This window comes from Occultella gossypii (assembly GCF_019947135.1).
GTDB lineage: Bacteria > Actinomycetota > Actinomycetes > Actinomycetales > Beutenbergiaceae > Occultella > Occultella gossypii.
Window position 1 is genome coordinate 1 of record NZ_JAGSHT010000018.1, and the last position, 17,363, is coordinate 17,363.

17 protein-coding genes and 3 tRNA genes are annotated in these 17,363 nt (G+C 71.5%); 11 read left to right on the forward strand and 9 right to left on the reverse strand.

Annotated features, from left to right (window positions below; genetic code table 11):
• Positions 1-23 precede the first annotated feature (23 nt).
• Complete coding sequence (locus KCQ71_RS27725) at positions 24-1,958, forward strand: heparinase II/III domain-containing protein (RefSeq protein WP_223408785.1); 1,935 nt, start codon at positions 24-26, stop codon at positions 1,956-1,958.
• A 7-nt stretch (positions 1,959-1,965) separates the two neighbouring features.
• On the opposite strand, the gene nagB is transcribed toward KCQ71_RS27725, so the two are convergent.
• The 6 genes from nagB to KCQ71_RS18880 form a co-directional block, all read right to left on the reverse strand.
• Entirely contained in the window at positions 1,966-2,751 is a 786-nt protein-coding gene (nagB, locus tag KCQ71_RS18855; RefSeq protein WP_223408787.1) for a glucosamine-6-phosphate deaminase, read from the reverse strand.
• A gap of 139 nt (positions 2,752-2,890) precedes the next feature.
• Complete coding sequence (locus KCQ71_RS18860) at positions 2,891-3,175, reverse strand: GlsB/YeaQ/YmgE family stress response membrane protein (RefSeq protein WP_223408789.1); 285 nt, start codon at positions 3,173-3,175, stop codon at positions 2,891-2,893.
• A gap of 106 nt (positions 3,176-3,281) precedes the next feature.
• Positions 3,282-4,160, reverse strand: a complete 879-nt coding sequence (locus KCQ71_RS18865) for an EamA family transporter (protein WP_223408791.1) — start codon at positions 4,158-4,160, stop codon at positions 3,282-3,284.
• 90 nt (positions 4,161-4,250) lie between these two features.
• Positions 4,251-5,015: an endonuclease/exonuclease/phosphatase family protein gene (locus KCQ71_RS18870; RefSeq protein ID WP_223408793.1), complete on the reverse strand. Its 765-nt coding sequence runs from the start codon at positions 5,013-5,015 to the stop codon at positions 4,251-4,253.
• Positions 5,012-5,413, reverse strand: coding sequence for a peptide-methionine (R)-S-oxide reductase MsrB (msrB, locus tag KCQ71_RS18875; protein WP_223408795.1), 402 nt, complete (start codon positions 5,411-5,413; stop codon positions 5,012-5,014). Before msrB ends, KCQ71_RS18870 begins: the two co-directional genes overlap by 4 nt.
• Before the next feature lie 119 nt (positions 5,414-5,532).
• On the reverse strand, positions 5,533-6,183 hold the full coding sequence (locus tag KCQ71_RS18880) for a DUF937 domain-containing protein (protein ID WP_223408797.1): 651 nt from the start codon (positions 6,181-6,183) through the stop codon (positions 5,533-5,535).
• A 269-nt stretch (positions 6,184-6,452) separates the two neighbouring features.
• Between KCQ71_RS18880 and surE the strand changes: the two genes are divergently transcribed.
• Complete coding sequence (gene surE / locus KCQ71_RS18885) at positions 6,453-7,232, forward strand: 5'/3'-nucleotidase SurE (RefSeq protein WP_223408799.1); 780 nt, start codon at positions 6,453-6,455, stop codon at positions 7,230-7,232.
• Positions 7,229-8,194: a UDP-glucose 4-epimerase GalE gene (galE, locus tag KCQ71_RS18890; protein WP_223408801.1), complete on the forward strand. Its 966-nt coding sequence runs from the start codon at positions 7,229-7,231 to the stop codon at positions 8,192-8,194. The genes surE and galE overlap by 4 nt, the downstream gene beginning before the upstream one ends.
• A gap of 144 nt (positions 8,195-8,338) precedes the next feature.
• Here the strand turns inward: galE and KCQ71_RS18895 are convergent, their stop codons facing one another.
• Positions 8,339-8,689: a metallopeptidase family protein gene (locus KCQ71_RS18895; protein ID WP_223409238.1), complete on the reverse strand. Its 351-nt coding sequence runs from the start codon at positions 8,687-8,689 to the stop codon at positions 8,339-8,341.
• Between the two features lie 207 nt (positions 8,690-8,896).
• Here KCQ71_RS18895 and KCQ71_RS18900 point away from each other — a divergent pair.
• The 8 genes from KCQ71_RS18900 (at position 8,897) to KCQ71_RS18935 (ending at position 14,099) form a co-directional block, all read left to right on the forward strand.
• Positions 8,897-8,969, forward strand: a tRNA-Glu gene (locus KCQ71_RS18900).
• 42 nt (positions 8,970-9,011) lie between these two features.
• A tRNA-Asp gene (locus tag KCQ71_RS18905) sits at positions 9,012-9,085 on the forward strand.
• Positions 9,086-9,130: 45 nt separating this feature from the next.
• A tRNA-Phe gene (locus KCQ71_RS18910) sits at positions 9,131-9,203 on the forward strand.
• Positions 9,204-9,484: 281 nt separating this feature from the next.
• Positions 9,485-10,276: an ABC transporter ATP-binding protein gene (locus KCQ71_RS18915; RefSeq protein ID WP_223408803.1), complete on the forward strand. Its 792-nt coding sequence runs from the start codon at positions 9,485-9,487 to the stop codon at positions 10,274-10,276.
• Complete coding sequence (locus tag KCQ71_RS18920) at positions 10,276-12,876, forward strand: ABC transporter permease (protein WP_223408805.1); 2,601 nt, start codon at positions 10,276-10,278, stop codon at positions 12,874-12,876. The genes KCQ71_RS18915 and KCQ71_RS18920 overlap by 1 nt, the downstream gene beginning before the upstream one ends.
• Positions 12,877-12,985: 109 nt before the next feature.
• On the forward strand, positions 12,986-13,393 hold the full coding sequence (locus KCQ71_RS18925) for a phage holin family protein (RefSeq protein WP_223408806.1): 408 nt from the start codon (positions 12,986-12,988) through the stop codon (positions 13,391-13,393).
• Positions 13,390-13,698, forward strand: coding sequence for a DUF3618 domain-containing protein (locus KCQ71_RS18930; protein ID WP_223408808.1), 309 nt, complete (start codon positions 13,390-13,392; stop codon positions 13,696-13,698). Before KCQ71_RS18925 ends, KCQ71_RS18930 begins: the two co-directional genes overlap by 4 nt.
• A 209-nt stretch (positions 13,699-13,907) precedes the next feature.
• Positions 13,908-14,099 (forward strand): DUF3073 domain-containing protein, encoded by a 192-nt coding sequence (locus tag KCQ71_RS18935; protein WP_156739792.1) that lies wholly within the window; start codon positions 13,908-13,910, stop codon positions 14,097-14,099.
• Positions 14,100-14,623: 524 nt separating this feature from the next.
• On the opposite strand, the gene purM is transcribed toward KCQ71_RS18935, so the two are convergent.
• Both purM and purF read right to left on the reverse strand, forming a co-directional pair.
• Positions 14,624-15,748 (reverse strand): phosphoribosylformylglycinamidine cyclo-ligase, encoded by a 1,125-nt coding sequence (gene purM, locus KCQ71_RS18940; RefSeq protein ID WP_223408810.1) that lies wholly within the window; start codon positions 15,746-15,748, stop codon positions 14,624-14,626.
• Positions 15,745-17,328, reverse strand: coding sequence for an amidophosphoribosyltransferase (gene purF, locus KCQ71_RS18945; RefSeq protein WP_223408812.1), 1,584 nt, complete (start codon positions 17,326-17,328; stop codon positions 15,745-15,747). Before purF ends, purM begins: the two co-directional genes overlap by 4 nt.
• Positions 17,329-17,363: the final 35 nt, after the last annotated feature.

Genomic DNA, 17,363 nt, shown 5'->3' on the forward strand with positions numbered 1-17,363 from the left:
CACCGCTGGTTAGGCTACCCACCGTGACCCGCACCGACGCACCGGCCGCCCCCGTCCTGGGGTCCACGTTCGACCCGGACCACATCGCCGCGATCCTTGCCGCCGGCAGGGCCCGGGTGCCGTTCCCGCGGGCCGCGGACCGGGCGGCGTGGGCGGCGATCGCCCCCGCGAACTCGGCCGCGCTCAGCCGGGTAGGCTCCGCCGTCGCCGACCTGTCCTGGCCGGTGCCCACCTACTCGCAGCGCCTCGCCTTCACCCGCAGTGGCAGCCGGCGTGCGTTCGAGGAACCGTACTTCGACCGCCGCCGGAGGCTGATCGCGCTCGCGCTCGCCCTGGCCGCCGAGCCGGACCGCCACGACTTCGACGATCTGATCGACGGCCTCGGGTTCGTGCTCGAGGAGGCGAGCTGGTGCCTGCCCGCGCATGACACGCAGCCCGGGCAGCAGCGCCGCGACCTCCCCGACCCACAGGACCCGGTGCTCGACCTGTTCGCCGGTGAGACCGCCGCGACGTTGTCCTGGGTCGCGTGGCTGCACGCCGACCGGCTCGCCGCGGCCGGAGGGCTGCTGGAGCGGATCCGCGCGGAGATCTCCCGCCGGGTGCTGGCTCCGTTCGAGGCTCTCGGCCCCGAGTACACCTGGTACGCGGTCGGCACGAACTGGAACCCGTGGATCGTGGCCAACGTGCTCACCGCCACGCTGCTGCACCCTCCTGCGCCTGAGCGCACCCGCGCCATCGTCGCCTCGGCGCTGACGAGCCTCGACGGCTACCTCGCGCACGCACCGCAGGACGGCGGGTGCACCGAGGGGATCATGTACTGGTGGCAGTCGGCGGCCCGGCTGTACGAGGCCGTCGACGTGCTCGGCTGGGCCGATCCCGCCGGCGCAGCGCGGGTCCTCGCGCACCCGCTGCTGCGGTCGATGGTGCGCTACCCGCTCGTGGTGCACCTCGGCGGCGAGTGGTCCGCGAGCTTCGGCGACGGGGTCGGCCGGGTCCCGCAACCGGGTCCCGGCATCGACAAGGACCGACACCCGCCGGCGCTGCTGCACCGGTTCGCGCTGGCCGTCGGCGACGACGAGGTGGCCGCCATGGCCCGCACCCTCACGCCCGACCTGGAGCTGCCGGTGGCGATGTACCGCTCCCTGGTCACGCTGTTCGATCCGAATTGGCCCGACGGCGGTGCCTCCGGTCCCGAACAGCCGTCACCTCCCCCGGGGGTCGGCTCGTACTGGCTCGGTGAGTCCGAGGTGGTCTCCCTCGGCAGCGCCGACGGCCGGCTCCGGCTGGTGGCCAAGGGCGGTCACAACGACGAGCCGCACAACCACAACGACGTCGGCAGCCTCGTGCTGGCGGTCGACGGTCAGCCGGTGCTCATCGACGTGGGCACCGGTCAGTACACCGCCACCAGTTTCTCGCCGTCGCGCTACGACACCTGGTACCTACGGTCGGAGTACCACTCGGTGCCGCAGGTCGACGGTATCGGCCAGTCCGCGGGCGCGCAGTTCCGCGGCGAGGTGCTGGCCCGGGACTCCTCGTCGATCAGGCTGGAGCTCGCCGGCGCCTACCCGGCGCAGGCGCGCCTGACGTCCTGGCAGCGCGAGCTGCGCCTGGTCGACGGAGCCCTGCGGATCACCGAGGAGTGGGACCTCGCCGAACGGGGCGACGGCGCGGACTACGACGCTGCCGAGGACCGGGACGTGCGCGTGCACCTGTTGCTGGCGCGACCGCCGGTGCGAGCCGCGGACGGGTCGCTCGGGCTCCTCGGCCCGGATGGCGACCGGGTCCTGGCGAACCTCTACGTGGACGCCGGGGCGTTCGACGTCAGCGTCGAGACGATCCCCCTCGATGACGCCATCCTGCGTGGCGTCTGGGGCCCGGAGATCGCCAGGCTGGTGCTGCGTGCGACCGATCCTGACCTACGCACCGGCCGGGGGCAGGTCACGATCTCGCTGCCCTGAGCTCCGCTCAGATGCCCTGCCAGGCCGGCTTGGACTCGTAGGTCTGGCGGTAGTAGCCGGCGAGCTGCAGCCGGGACGCGGCGGCCTCGTCCACGAGCACGGTCGCGTGCGGGTGGTGCTGCAGGATCGTGGCCGGCCACATCGCACTGACGCTGCCCTCGACCATGTGGTGCACGGCCTCGGCCTTGGCCAGGCCGGTGGCGACGAGCACGAGGTGCCGGGCGCTCATGATGGTGGCGAGGCCCTGGGTGAGGCAGTGGGTGGGCACCTGCTCAAGGTCGTCGTCGAAGAACCGGGCATTGTCCTGGCGGGTCTGCACGGTGAGCGTCTTGATCCGGGTGCGGGAGGCGAGCGAGGAGCCGGGCTCGTTGAACGCGATGTGCCCGTCGGTGCCGATCCCGAGGATCTGCAGGTCCACCCCGCCGGCGTCCACGATGGCCTGCTCGTACGCGGCGCAGGCGGCCGGGATGTCCGCGGCGAGCCCGTCGGGGCCCTTCACGTTGGCCGGGTCGATGTCCACCCGGCCGGCGAACTCCGTCTCGATCACGTTCCGGTACCGCTGTGGGTGCTCCGCGGCCAGGCCCACGTACTCGTCCAGCATGAACGCTCGCGCGCGGGCGAGGGAGATCTCACCGGCGGCATGCCGGGTGGCGAGCTCGTCGTAGATCGCGAGCGGCGAGGACCCGGTGGCGACGCCGAGCACGGCATCGGGTTTGCGGTCCAGCAGCGCGGCGATCGCGTCGGCAACGATGGTGGCGATGGCCCGGGAATCCGGCGCGATGATGAGCTCCATGGGCCCCACTCTCCCAGAGTCGCGGCGCCGATCTCACCTTCGTCCGGCTGGTCCCCGCACACGGCGAGGGTCCGGCGGCCGACCAGCCACCGGACCCTCGTTCGACGCGCCTCGATCCCACCGGGATCGAGGCCGCCGATCACTTCTTGACGGAGTTCCCGCCCATGCTCTTCCGAGCGGTCAGCCCCATGTAGACACCGAGCAGGACGACGGCCGCGACGATCGAGATGACCCAGCGGATCCAGTCGATACCAGGAGTGTCCTTGACGCCGAGCCAGCCGGAGATCAGGTAGCCGAGCAGGGCCCCGACGATCCCGATGATGACCGTCCAGAGCATCCCGACCTTCTGTGGCCCGGGCCGGACGAGGCGTGCGATGACGCCGATGACAGCGCCGAAGATGATGACACCGATGACTTCACCCATGGATGAACCCCGATCCTTCTCGAACAGACATTCGCAGCGGTGGCTGCAGTCGAAAGCGTGGCACAGGCGGGCCGCTCCCGCCTGTTGGAACGGATCGGCGGCCGGCTCAGCCCGGCTCCACCGCCGGCCGTCTCCCGCTTCCCGAGATCCACACCGCCGCGCTCACCGCGAGCACGCCGACCACCTCGCCGAGCGTGGGCAGCTGCGCCAGCGCGATGACGCCGATGATGGTGGCCGAGACCGGGAGCAGGGCGTTCATCAGCGCGAACGTGGCCGTACCGAGCCGCTTCAGGGTGACCTGGTCCAGCACGTACGGCACGACGCTGGAGAGCACCCCGACCGCCGCCGCGGTCACCAGGATCTCCGGCCGGACGGCGGCGCCGGCGAACGGCGCCGAGAACGGCGCGAACGCGACCGCGGCGATCGTGAGCCCCACCGCGAGGGAGGACAGGCCGTCCCGCGCCCGCACGATCCGGCCACCGATGACCATGTAGGCCGCCCAGAGCACCCCGGCGGCAAGCGCGGCACCGAGACCGAGGATGAGGTCCGCCGTCGACCCGGTCACGGACCAGTCCAGGCCGACCACGCTGATCGACAGCACTCCGAACAGGGCCAGCCCGATCGCGATCCGGGCCCGCGCCGTCCGGCCTCCCCACGCGGCCACGGCCACGGGGCCGGTGAACTCCACGGCGACGGCGGCACCGAGCGGGAGGTGTTCGATCGCCACGTAGAACAGCATGTTCATGCCGAGCAGCACGAGCCCGAAGACGCCGGTCTGGGTGAGCGTGCGGCGGTTCCAGTCGGCGCGCCAGGGGCGCACCACGAGCAGGAGGACGACGGCGGCGAACACCGCGCGCAGCCAGGCGACGGCGTGCGGGGGCATGGTCGGGTACAGGCCAACCGCGAGGGCTGCGCCGACGTACTGCGAGAAGCCGCCGACGAGGAAGAGCAGTGGCGCCGGGGTCCGGTCGACCAGTCCTCTCATCTCGGCTCGCTCACCTGGCTCATGATGCCAGCGCACCCGGCCGGCCGCGGCCTGCGGTCCGAGTCCCGGACGGCCCACGGTCGGCCACGGTCAGGCCAGGTCGACCGTCACCTCGAGGGCCCGGTGGTCGGAGACCGGGAGCCGGGAGGCCGACGCCGAGACGATCCGGGCGCCGCGGACCAGGGCATGGTCGATCTGGCGGCGGGGGCGATCCGCCGGGAACGTGTCCGCGCGGGCGGCACCGTAGCGCGGTGCGAGTCGCGCCACCGTGGCGTGATTGAGGTTGAGGTCGCCGCAGACGATGCGCGCTCCGGGGAGGGTGTCGACCGACCGGAGCAGACGGGGCAACTGCAGGGCAGCCATCGGGCCGGCCTGGGACAGGTGCGTGCTGCAGAACCCGACCGGTCCCGCCGGGGTCGCAAGGACCGCGGCCAGAGCGCCGCGGGGCTCATCGCGCCAGGTGAACGGCGCCGCCCTCCTCCAACCGGGCAGCGGGATCCGGACCCGGGGCAGCGGCCGGGCGAACCAGGCCGTGACCGGGAACCGGGACAGGATCGCCAGCCCGTACCCGGCGCCGGTGTGGTCCCCGAGGCGCGTGCTGGCGTGCTTGCCGAGACGGACGTCGCCGCCGAGCACCGCGGCGAACCGGAGGTGCGCCAACCCCAGGGCATCGGCGATCACGCGCGCCTGGTCGACGTGGCGCGACCGGGGTTGGTCGCGGTCCACCTCCTGCAGCGCCACCACGTCCGCGCTCACACCGGCGAACGCGTCGGCGAGCGCGCGTTCGTCGGTGGGGCCACCCGTGGCCGCCAGGCCCCTCTGGATGTTGAAGGAGAGGACCCGCAGCCGGGTCATCCCTGGGTGGGCTCGAACGTCATCGACACCGAGTTCATGCAGAACCGGTCCCCGGTCGGCGTCTGCGGGGCGTCGTCGAAGACGTGACCCAGGTGCGAACCGCAGTTGGCGCAGCGCACCTCGGTGCGGACCATGCCCAGGGTACGGTCCTCGATGAGCTCGACCGCGTCGGACTCCTTCGGCTGGTAGAAGCTCGGCCAGCCGCAGTGTGCTTCGAACTTGGTCTCGCTGCGGAACAGTTCGGCGCCGCACGCGCGACAGTTGTAGACGCCGACCCGCTCCTCGTTCAGGAGTTCGCCGGTACCGGGGCGCTCGGTCCCGGCCTGCCGCAGCACCTGGTACTCCTGCGGGCTGAGCTCGTTACGCCATTCGTCCTCGGACTTCGTGACCTTGTACATGGGGACATTGTCTCTCGGAATCTGCCGGAAACCCCAGCGGCCTTCCACGGCGTGCATGGGTAGCCCTCCCCCGGCGCGGCGGTCCGGGGAGCCCGGCATGGCAGGGTTCGCGCCCCGGGTCAGCGCTTGCCGCCGCCAAGCAGGCCACCGAGCAGGTCCCCGAGGCCACCGCTGGACTCGCCCGGGCCGGACCCAGTGCCGGACCCGCCGCCAAGCACGCCACCGAGGATGTCGCCGAGGCCGCCACCAGCCGATCCGGACCCGGCCGCGCCGCCGGCCGCACCGCCCAACAGCCCGCCCAGGATGTCGCCGATGCCCCCGCCCGACTCCGCGTCCGTGCCCGTTCCGCCGCCCTGCCCGAACTTCTTCGCGAGGAAGGACAGCACGATCGGGGCGAGGATCGGCAGCAGCTTCGGCAACAGGTCACCGAGGCCGCCACCGGATCCCTCCGCACCGGAGTCCGCCTTGGCCAGGGTGTTGACGACGGCGTCGGTGTTCTGCCCGAACACGTTGCGGACGATCTTCGCGCCGTCGTCGGTGTCCACCTGGTCGAGGTCCACGCCGCCGTCCACGAGGCTCGCGTCGTGGGTGGAGATGGCACCGGCGAGGGACCGGGCGCCGGCCGGGTCGGCGGCGTTCGCGTTCATGCCGGCGAGCAGGGTGGGCAGGGCCGCGCGGGTGGCGCGCTCGGCGGTGGCACGGTCCACGCCGAGCCGGGCAGCGATCTGGTCCATCGGGACGGCGTCGAGGATCTCTTCGGTGGTCGACATCACGGGCCTCTCATCATCGAGTGTGGGCGCCGGCGGCGTCCCACCGGCGAGCGTAGCCATCCACGTTGGGAGCGGCACCCCATGCCGGGCGGCCACCGGCCCGGCCCGAGCCGACCACCGCCGTCGGGCACCGGCCCGCCCGAGCCGACCACCGCCGTCGGGCACGCGGACGCCTCACCCACGATCGCGGCGGGCGGGGCAGAATGGGAGCAGTACCCGCGCCAGGCGCGGGCCGGCCATCAGCCACCTCTCAAGGGAGTTCCACCGCGATGCGGGTCCTGATCACGAACGACGACGGCATCGATTCACCCGGGTTGGTGACCCTGGCGCACGTCGCCGCGGACGCCGGTCACGACGTGATCGTCGCCGCCCCCAACCAGCAGTACTCCGGCTACAGCGCGGCGCTGAGCGGTGAGAGCGAGAACGGCGTCGTGAAGACGTCGCCCGGCCGTCCGGACGGCCTGCGGGAGGGGATCGAGTCGATCGCGGTGCACGCGAGCCCCGCCCTGATCGCCTACGCGGCCGGCCTCGGTGCCTTCGGTCAGCGTCCCGACCTGCTGCTCTCCGGGATCAATCTCGGCCCGAACGTCGGGCCCGCGGTGATCCACTCCGGCACGGTCGGCGCGGCCCTGTCCGCGTCCGCGCAGGGCATCCCGGCCCTCGCGAGCTCGATCGCAGCCGAGCACCCGAAGCACTGGGACACCGCGCACCTGGTGCTCACGCGGGCCTTCGAGTGGTTCACGAGCGAGACCCAGGACGCCCGGGTCCTGAACGTGAACATCCCGGACGTGCCGCCGGCCGAGCTGCGGGGCCTGCGAGCGGCCCGGCTGGCCACCTTCGACGTCGACACCGACGTCGTGAGCCAGCAGATCGACAAGCTCCTGTTCCGCCCGTTCTCCTCCCACGACGTGCACTTCGAGGAAGACACCGACGCGGGCTACCTCGCGCGCGGCTGGGCGACCATGTCGCTGCTGCGCTCGCACTCCCATGACGATGGTGCGGTCGTGCTGCCCGGATTCGACACCGAGCGCGAGGGGGCCCGGCGATGACCTGGTTGGTGACCGGTGGGGCCGGCTACATCGGCGCGCACGTGGTGCACGCGTTCCGGGACGCGCAGATCGGCGTGGTGGTGCTGGACGACCTGTCCAGTGGTCACGAGGAGTTCGTGCCCGACGGCGTCCCGTTCGTCCGGGCGTCCATCCTCGACACCGACGTGGTCGCCCGAACCCTCGACGAGCACAACTGCATCGGTGTGGTGCACGTGGCGGGGTTCAAGTACGCGGGGGTCTCGGTGGAGCGGCCGCTGCACACGTACACGCAGAACGTGACCGGGACCGTGTCGGTGCTGGAGGCGATGCAGCGCGCCGGGGTCGAGGCGATCGTGTTCTCCTCCTCGGCCGCGACCTACGGGACCCCGAACGTGGATCTGGTCACCGAGGCGACCCCCACGCACCCGGAGTCCCCGTACGGGGAGTCCAAGCTCATCGGCGAGTGGCTGCTCGCCGACCAGGGCCGCGCCAGCGAGTTGCGGCACACCTCGCTGCGGTACTTCAACGTGGTCGGGTCCGGCGCGGTGGAGCTGCGGGACACCTCCCCGCACAACCTGTTCCCGCTGGTGCTCGAGGCCCTCGCCGAAGGGCGGACGCCACGGATCAACGGCACCGACTACCCGACGCCGGACGGCACCTGCGTGCGCGACTACATCCACGTCGCGGACCTTGCCGACGCGCACGTCAGTGCCGCCAAGGCGCTCGCGCAGGGCCGGGAGCTGCTGCCCGTCTACAACCTCGGAAGCGGCGACGGCGTCTCGGTCCGGCAGATCATGGACACCATGGCAGCGGTCACGCAGATCCCGTTCGAGCCGACCGTCGCCGCGCGCCGGCCCGGGGACCCGGCGCGGATCGTGGCGTCCGGCGAGGCGGCCGCGCGGGACCTGGACTGGCGGATGAGCTACTCGCTGGAGCAGATGGTGGCCACGGCGTGGGAGGCCCGGCAGGCCGCGCAGGGCTGACCGACCGACCCTTTCCCGGACCACCCACCCGACCGCCAGCCGGGCTGTCCAAGGCCGGTTCCGCCGTCGAGCGCGAGGTTGTTGGCTGCCCAGCGCGTTGCGGAGCCAACAACCTCGCGGTCGGCGAGGCGGCAGCCTGCGGCGTCAGGCCCAGCCGAGCTCGTGGAGCCGGTCGTCGTCGATCCCGAAGTGGTGCGCGATCTCGTGGATCACGGTGACGGCGACCTCCTCGGCCACCTCATCCTTGGACTCGCAGAAGCGCAGCGTCGGGTTACGGAAGATCGTGATCCGGTCCGGCAGTGAGCCGGCGGCCCACCACTCCCCGCGCTCGGTGAGCGGGGTGCCCTCGTAGAGGCCGAGCAGGTCCGGGTCGTCGGCGTCGGTGGGCGGCTCGTCCTCGACCAGGATCACGACGTTGCTGATGTGCCGGGCGAGTTCCTCAGGGATCAGGTCGAGACCGTCGGCGACGGCCTCCTCGAACTCCTCGCGGGACATCTCGATCACCGCCCCAGTGTGACAGCAGATGCCGGATCTCCCGGGTTCGCGGCGGCCGTGCGTGGCCCGCCGGACCACCCCCGAACCACCCCGACGTGACCTCGCACACAGAGGGCCCAGGCGTTTTGCTCCGCGGGCCTCGCGTACCGTATGCTTTCGGAGGTCTTGGGGCGCCGAACAGCGTCACGGGCGCTCAGCTTCAACCGGGCCCCCATCGTCTAGCGGCCTAGGACCCCGCCCTTTCACGGCGGTAGCACGGGTTCGAATCCCGTTGGGGGTACGCACCACAATTGCATCGCACGTAGACTCAAGCCTCACCTGAGGCCCCGTAGCTCAGTTGGTTAGAGCGCCGCCCTGTCACGGCGGAGGTCGCCGGTTCAAGTCCGGTCGGGGTCGCGAAACACTCGCCCGGTCATGCAGATGACCGGGCGTTCGTTTCAAGGCTCTGTAGCTCAGTTGGTAGAGCGTTCGACTGAAAATCGAAAGGTCACCGGATCGACGCCGGTCGGAGCCACACACGGAGCAGACGCCGCGAACCACTCGGTCCGCGGCGTTTCTCATGCCCGACGGCGGAGCATGGGTCTGGCGGTCAGTCCCGCCTCACGTAGCGGGCGCCTTCCTGATGCCCGACGGCGGCGCTGAGCTCGGGCGGCTCCCTCCCGTGGCGTGGTGAACGCTGGACTCGCCCGCCAACCGCTGACGCAGCCCTCTCTGCGCCCCCGGTCGTAGTCCCCGTCCTGGATCTCACCCTCCTGAGTGATCCCCTCGCGCGACCGGACCACGAATAATCGCACCATGGGCCGACACGCCGCTCCCGTCTCCACCTCCCCCGAACCCGCTGATGACCCGATCGCCTCGGCCCGCGCTCTGACCAAGGTCTACGGCGCCGGTGCCACGGCCGTACACGCCCTGCGCGGCGTGGACGTGGACCTGGGCCGCGGCCGGCTGACCGCGATCATGGGGCCCTCGGGCTCGGGCAAGTCCACGCTGATGCACTGCATGGCAGGCCTGGACACCCCCACGTCCGGCACCGTCGAGGTCGACGGTCAGGTCATCTCCTCGATGTCCCAGCGCCAGCTCACCAACCTGCGCCGCACCCGGATCGGCTTCGTCTTCCAGGCCTACAACCTGGTCCCCACCCTGACCGCGGCGGAGAACATCACCCTGCCGCTCGACATCGCCCGCACCCCGGTCGACCGGGAGCGTTTCGACACCGTCATCAGCACCCTCGGCCTGGGTGACCGGCTCACCCACCGACCCGCCGAACTCTCCGGCGGCCAGCAGCAGCGGGTCGCCTGCGCGCGCGCCCTGGTCGCCAAGCCGTCGATCGTGTTCGCCGACGAGCCGACCGGCAACCTCGACTCCAAGGCGGCCGGTGAGGTGCTCGGGTTCCTGCGCCGCAGCGTCGACGACCTCGGCCAGAGCGTCGTGATGGTCACCCACGACCCCCGGTCGGCCTCCTACGCACACCGGGTGATCTTCCTCGCGGACGGCGCGATCGTGGGCGAGCTCCACGACCCGGCCGAGGCAGACATCCTCGAGGCCCTCGCCGCGCTCGGTGAGGCGCGGGAGCAGGACGCCTCCTGATGCTGCGGGTCAGCCTTCGCGAGATCCGCGCGCACGGGGTCCGGTTCGCCCTGTCCGTGCTCGCCGTGATTCTGGGCGTCGCGTTCGTCGCCGGCACGTTCATCCTGCGGGCGATGCTCTCGGACACCTTCGACTCCATCGTCGAGAGTTCCCTCCAGGGCGACGCCTACCTGCGCAGCGTCGCCACCACCTCCGACGACGGTCTCCCGGACGGCCCGCCGGACCCTGGCGCCGGCTTCGGTGGTGCCCGGGACGGCATCGACATCACCCTCGCGGACGAGGTCGCCGCCGTCGACGGCGTTGCTCGAGCCCTGCCCGACGTCCAGGGACCGATCGTGATCGTCGGTGCGGACGGCACCGCCGTCGTCAACGGCCAGGCTCCCAGCCTGGCGCTCGCCCTGCACACCGACGACCCGGCGGTCGACCTGGTTGCCGGCGAGGTACCCGTGGGACCGAACGAGATCGGGCTGGAGAGCGGCGCACTGGACTCCTCCGGCCTGGCCCTGGGCGACACCACGACCGTCGTGCTCGGGGGCGAGGTCCGGGAGGTGACGGTCGTCGCCGAGGGCGCCTACGCCTCCCCCACCTCCGGTGCCACCCTCGCGTTCCTCGACGCGGATGTGGCCGCCGAGCTGTTCGCCCCCGACGGGCTCGTGAACTCGATCGCGGTCTACGGCGAGGACGCCGTCAGCCAGTCGGACCTGGTCGATGCCATCACCGAGACCGTGCTCGCCGACCACCCGGACGCGAACCTCGAGGCCCGCACCGGCGACGACGTCCGGGCCGAGGCGTCCGAGGCGATCAACGAGATCATCGGCTTCATCGGCACGTTCCTGCTGGTGTTCGCGAGCATTGCGCTGTTCGTCGGCGCCTTCATCATCACGAACACGTTCGCGATGTCGGTACGCCAGCGCCAGCGCGAGTACGCACTCCTGCGCGCGCTCGGCGCCTCCCCGGCGCAGGTCTTCGCGGTCGTGCTCACGCAGGCGTTCGCCGTCGGTCTGGTCGGCTCGGCCATCGGCTTGCTCAGCGGCGTGGCCCTGGTGGACCTGATCCGCTGGATCCTGTCCCGGTTCGGAATGAACCTCACCGGCGAGGCCCCGGTCACCGCGTTCACCGCCGTCCTGTGCCTGGGCATCGGCACCGCGGTCAGCCTCGTCGCCGCAGCCGTGCCGGCCCGCCGGGCCGCGCTGACCGCGCCGGTGGAGGCGATGCGTGACGACGTCACCGTCACCGAGAAGTCCCTGCGCTGGCGCGCACTGGTCGGCGCCCTCCTGCTCCTGATCGGGGTCGCCGCGACCTATGTGTCCGTGGCCGTGTCCACGGACGAGGACCCGTACTGGGGGCTCGAGCCCGGACCCTGGCTGGGCATCGGCGCCGGCGCCGTCCTGGTCGGGATGCTCGCCCTCTCCCCGGTGATCGCACGCGCCACCCTCGGGGTGCTGGCGGCCCCGTTCGTCGCCGCGATCAAGCCGCTCGGACGGCTGGCCCGCGGCAACGTCATGCGGAACCCCCGGCGGACCGCCAGCACCGCGGGCGCGCTGATGATCGGCATGGCCCTGGTCGCCGCCTGTACGGTGCTCGCCGCGTCCGCCCGGGAGTCGACGACGGCGATCGTCGAGACCGAGTACCGCGCCGACTTCGTGGTCCTGTCCGCCACGAACGCGGTGCCGGCCGAGGCCGTCACCGCCATCGCGGACCTCGATGACGTCGCGCGCGCCGACGCCCTGTCCACGGCGCCCGTCGAGCTGAGCGGTCCGGGCCTGGACCCGACCGCCACCACGGTCATCGGGGCGCCACCGACGGCCTTCGGCACCACGCTGGAGATCGAGACCCTCGAGGGCGACCTGGCCACCCTGGCCGACGGCGAGGCCGCCCTGCACACGAGCGCCGCCCTCGAATACGGCTGGCAGATCGGTGACGAGATCACTCTGCGCACCGACGTCACCGAGCTCACCCTCACGGTCGGCGCCATCACGAACTCGCAGGCGCTGAACGCGGACGTCACCATCGGCGAGGACCAGCTAGCCGAACTCCTCGGCCCCGCCCCGGCGAACGTGGTGATGGTCGGCGTCGACGGCGTCGACGGCGTCCCGCTCACCGAACTCGGCGACCAGCTGGACGCCATCATCGAGCCCTACGTCGTGGTGACGGCGCTGACCGCGGACGAACTCGTCAACCAGATCGCCGACCGGGTGAACCAGGCGCTGGTGATCATCTACGCCCTGCTCGCCCTCTCCGTCGTGATCGCCGTGCTCGGCATCGTGAACACGCTCGCGCTGTCCGTGATCGAGCGGACCCGGGAGATCGGCCTGATCCGCGCCGTCGGCCTCGGACGTCTGCAACTGTCCGTCACGATCGTGATCGAGTCGGTGCTGACCGCGATCTTCGGGACGGTCGTCGGCGTCGTCGTGGGCGTGGCGCTCGCCGCCGCCGTGCGGTCGGTGTTCGCCGACCAGGGCCTGTCCGTGCTCGCCATCCCGTGGGACCAGCTCGTCGCGATCGTGGCGCTGTCCGCGGTCGTCGGGGTCCTGGCCGCCGTCTGGCCGGCGATCCGTGCCTCTCGGCTGCCCGTCCTCGAAGCGATCGCGCAGGAGTGAGCGATGCCCGCCGCGCGGGCACCGTGTTGCCGATCGGCCCCTGGCACGATTGGCTGTACCCAGTACGCGCGCGCGGAACGCGCCGCGAGTCCATGAGAGGTGAGTCACGGTGGTTGACAGCAGAACACCCCCGACCGGGGCCAGTGAACCGTCCATCGGCCAGTTGGTCGGCAAGCTCACAGAGAACTTCTCGACGCTCGTCCGGGACGAGCTCCAGCTCGCCCAGGCCCAGTTGGCCGAGAAGGGCAAGTCCCTCGGTGTGACCGGCGCACTCTTCGCCGTCGCCGGAGTCTTCGCACTCTTCGGTCTCGGCTGGCTCCTCACCGCCGCCATGTTCGGCCTCGCGACCGCGCTGCCCTACTGGGCCGCCGCCCTGATCGTCGCCGGCGCGGTCCTCCTGATCGCTGCGATCGCCGGCCTGGCCGGACGCGCCGCGCTGAAGAGCGCACCGGCACCGCAGACGAAGGAGAACGTGATGAAGGACATCGAGGCCATCAAGGCGGGAGTCAAGTCGTGAGCACCGAACAGGACAAGCCGGAGACCCGCAAGCGCACGGCCGCCGAGATCGAGGCGGACCTGCTCCGCACCCGCGCCGAGATCACCAAGAACATGGACGAGCTGACCAGCCGGGTCGACCCGCGCCGTCAGGTGCAGGACCTCAAGGATCAGGCCAAGAACCTCGCGGACACCACCACCGAGCAGGCCAAGGCGTTCGCCGACGACGTGAAGGCCGGTAAGCCCAGGGCGCTCGGCATCGTCGGCGCAGCGGCCGCGGTGGTGGCCGCGATCGTTGGGATCTCGGTGCTGCGGCGCAGTCGCTGACCTCCGGCGGAGCGCGCCGTCCCGGTCCGCCGGACACTGCGTTTCTCCGTTAGCGGAATAGCGGTGCTACGGCATCCGTTCCACCAAACGGGTTCGCCCATCGCCACCGTGACAAGGTACGGTGGGTCCCACGACAGATAACCCACTCCCGGTCGTCACTACGTCCTCGGACGGTGTGACACCGGCACCAAAGCGGAGGGGGTCACGCCATGGGGCGCGGCCGTCAAAAGGCGAAGCAGACCAAGGTCGCTCGGCAGCTGAAGTACTACAGCCCCGAGACGGACTACAGTGCGCTCGAACGTGAGCTGACGAGTCCGACCCAGACCGACCTCGCGGACCGGTACGAGGTACCGCCCGCTGATGATGAGGACGAGTGGTCGCCGCAGTCGCGGCGCAACTGACCACTGAGCGGGGCGTGCCCGGCACGCTGGGTCCACGTGCGTAGGTAGGGCCACTGAGGCGCGCCGCCATCCGGCAGCGGGTGTCGGCGAGCCCGTCGCGCCGTCGCATTCACGATGGGCGGGCTGCGTAACGGTGCTGCCCGACGGCGTCGGGCATTCTCCGTAGGCAGCCCGCCCGACCGCGTGGGGCATGCTCCGTAGGCAGCCCACCCGACCGCATGGGGCATGCTCCGTAGGCAGCCCACCCGACCGCGTGGGGCATGCTCCGTAGGCAGCCCGCCCGACGGCGTCGGGCACGCTCGCCAGAGCACTCGAACGCGAGCGAATCGCCACCCGTTCCCCTGGCGCCGATACGTTGCGGTGCGGCTCCGACGTACCCGGTACGTCGGAACCACCCCCTAAGCGCGAGCGGGTCAACGTTCCAGTTGCGATGGTGAAGGATCTCGGCGATCCACCGGGTGGCCGGGGCCCTGCAGGGTGGGGTGGTTGCGCGACGAAGCGCCATCAGGCGCTGCGCACCGGGCTCACGACGTCCGGTAGTCGTTCACCAGGCGCACGCCGCCCCCGTGCACGCCCTTCGTCCCGGAGATCACCTCGTCCGACGCATCTGCATCGAGGTCCTGCGCCGCGGCGATCGTGCCCAGCTCCCACGCCGGCAGCCCGAGTTCACGGCACCTGGCGAGCGCGGCATCGACCCCGTTCGCCTCGACCACGGCCACCATTCCGACGCCGAGGTTGAGCGTGTTCTGCAGGTCCGCCCACGGCACCGACCCGAGCCGGCGCACCACGTCGAACACGGGTGGCACCACCCAGGACGAGCGGTCCACGGTGGCCACGAGACCCTCCGGCAGCACCCGGGCCAGGTTCGCGGCGAGCCCGCCACCGGTGACGTGTGTGAACGCGTGCACACCGGCGCCCGGATCGGCCGCGAGCGCGAGGCAGTCGGCCGCGTAGACCCGGGTCGGCTCGAGCAGCTCCGCCCCGAGGGTGCGCCCGAACTCCGGCACGTCCCGGTCCAGCTCCCACCCGGCCAGCGAGATCACCCGGCGCACGAGCGAGTACCCGTTGGAGTGCAGCCCGCTCGCTCCCAGGGCGATCAGCACGTCACCGGCCCGGACCCGCTCCGGGCCGAGCAGCGCGTCGGCCTCCACCACGCCGGTGGCGGCGCCGGCCACGTCGTACTCGTCGGGCTCGAGCAGGCCCGGGTGCTCGGCGGTCTCACCGCCGACGAGCGCGGCGCCGGCCACCTCGCAGGCACCGGCGATGCCACGAACGATGTCGGCGATCCGCTCCGGGACCACCTTCCCGCAGGCGATGTAGTCCGTCATGAACAGTGGCTTCGCCCCGACCACGACGATGTCGTCGATCACCATCCCGACCAGGTCGTAACCGATGGTGTGGTGGATGTCCATGGCCTGGGCGATGGCGACCTTGGTGCCGACGCCGTCGGTCGACGTGGCCAGCAGCGGCTTGCGGTACGTCAGCAGGGTGCTGGCGTCGTACAGGCCGGCAAAGCCGCCGACGCCGCCGAGCACCTGCGGCCCGTGCGTGGCCCGCACGGCGTCCTTCATCAGTTCCACGGCCTTGTCACCGGCGTGCGTGTCCACGCCCGCGGAGGCGTACGTGACGGGGGCGGTCTGTTCGCTCACGGGTGCCTCAGCGCCCCGGCCCCGCCGGCCGCGACCGCAAGGGAGGTCAGTCCGTCCTCGGGTGCGCCCAGTCGGCGTTCTGGCCCGAGCCCGTCCCCGGCGACGCCCAGGATCGGCAGCTCGTCCTGCTCGACCAGTTGCGCGGCCTCCGGGCCGTCGGAGATGGCGATCGGGTACTTCCCGGTGAAGCAGGCCGCGCAGAGTTTCGACGCCGGCTGTTCTGTCGCCCGGATCATGCCCTCGAGGCTGATGTAGCCGAGCGAGTCCGCGCCGAGACCGTGGCCGATCTCGTCCACGCTCAGGCCGTTCGCGATCAGCTCGGCCCGGGTCGCGAAGTCGATGCCGTAGAAGCATGGCCACTTCACCGGCGGCGAGGAGATCCGGATGTGCACCTCGGCCGCCCCCGCCTCGCGCAGCATCCGCACGAGGGCACGCTGGGTGTTGCCCCGCACGATCGAGTCGTCCACGACCACCAGGCGCTTGCCGGCGATGACCTCGCGCAGCGGGTTCAGCTTCAGCCGGATGCCGAGCTGACGGATGGTCTGGCTCGGCTGGATGAAGGTGCGGCCCACGTAGGCGTTCTTGGTGAGTCCCTGGGCGAACGGGATGCCGGACTCGGTGGCGTAGCCGATGGCGGCCGGGGTGCCGGACTCCGGGACCGGGATCACCAGGTCCGCGTCCACCGGGTGCTCCTTCGCGAGCGCGCGGCCCATCGCCACCCTCGCGGCGTTCACGGACTTGCCGGCGATCGCGGTGTCCGGTCGGGCCAGGTACACATACTCGAACACGCAGCCCTTGGGCGCCGCCTCGGCGAACCGCTGCGTGCGTAGGCCGTCCTCGTCGATGACGATCAGCTCACCGGGCTCCACCTCACGCACGAACGAGGCACCCACGATGTCCAGCGCCGCGGTCTCCGAGGCGACCACCCAGCCGCGCTCCAGCCGGCCCAGCACGAGCGGGCGGACACCCTGCGGGTCGCGCGCGGCGTAGAGGGCGTGCTCGTCCATGAACGCCAGCGAGAAGGCGCCGCGCACCCGCGGCAGCACCTCGGCCGCCGTCATCTCGAGCGTGTGCTCGGGGTCCCCCGAGAGCAGCGCGGTGAGCACCATCGTGTCGGAGGCTCCGCCGTCGAGCAGCTTCTTGCGCTGCTCCGGCCCGTAGCGCTCACCGACGAGGGCGATCAGTTCGCCTGTGTTGGTCAGGTTGCCGTTGTGGCCAAGGGCAACGGTTCCCGACGACGTGGGGCCGAGGGTCGGCTGCGCGTTCTCCCACGTGCTCGCGCCGGTCGTGGAGTAGCGGGCGTGGCCGAGCGCGATGTGACCGGTGAGCGTCCGCAGCGACATGTCGTCGAAGACCTGGGACACCAGGCCCATGTCCTTGTAGACGAGGATCTGCTGACCGTTGCTGGTCGCGATCCCGGCCGACTCCTGGCCTCGGTGTTGCAGGGCGTAGAGCCCGAAGTAGGTGAGCTTCGCCACCTCCTCACCCGGGGCCCAGACCCCGAAGACGCCACAAGCGTCCTGCGGGCCCTTCTCGCCTGGGAGGAGTTCATGCGACAGCCGACCATCTCCACCTACCACGCGCCTATCGTCCCACAGGCGCCCGGCGACGCGAA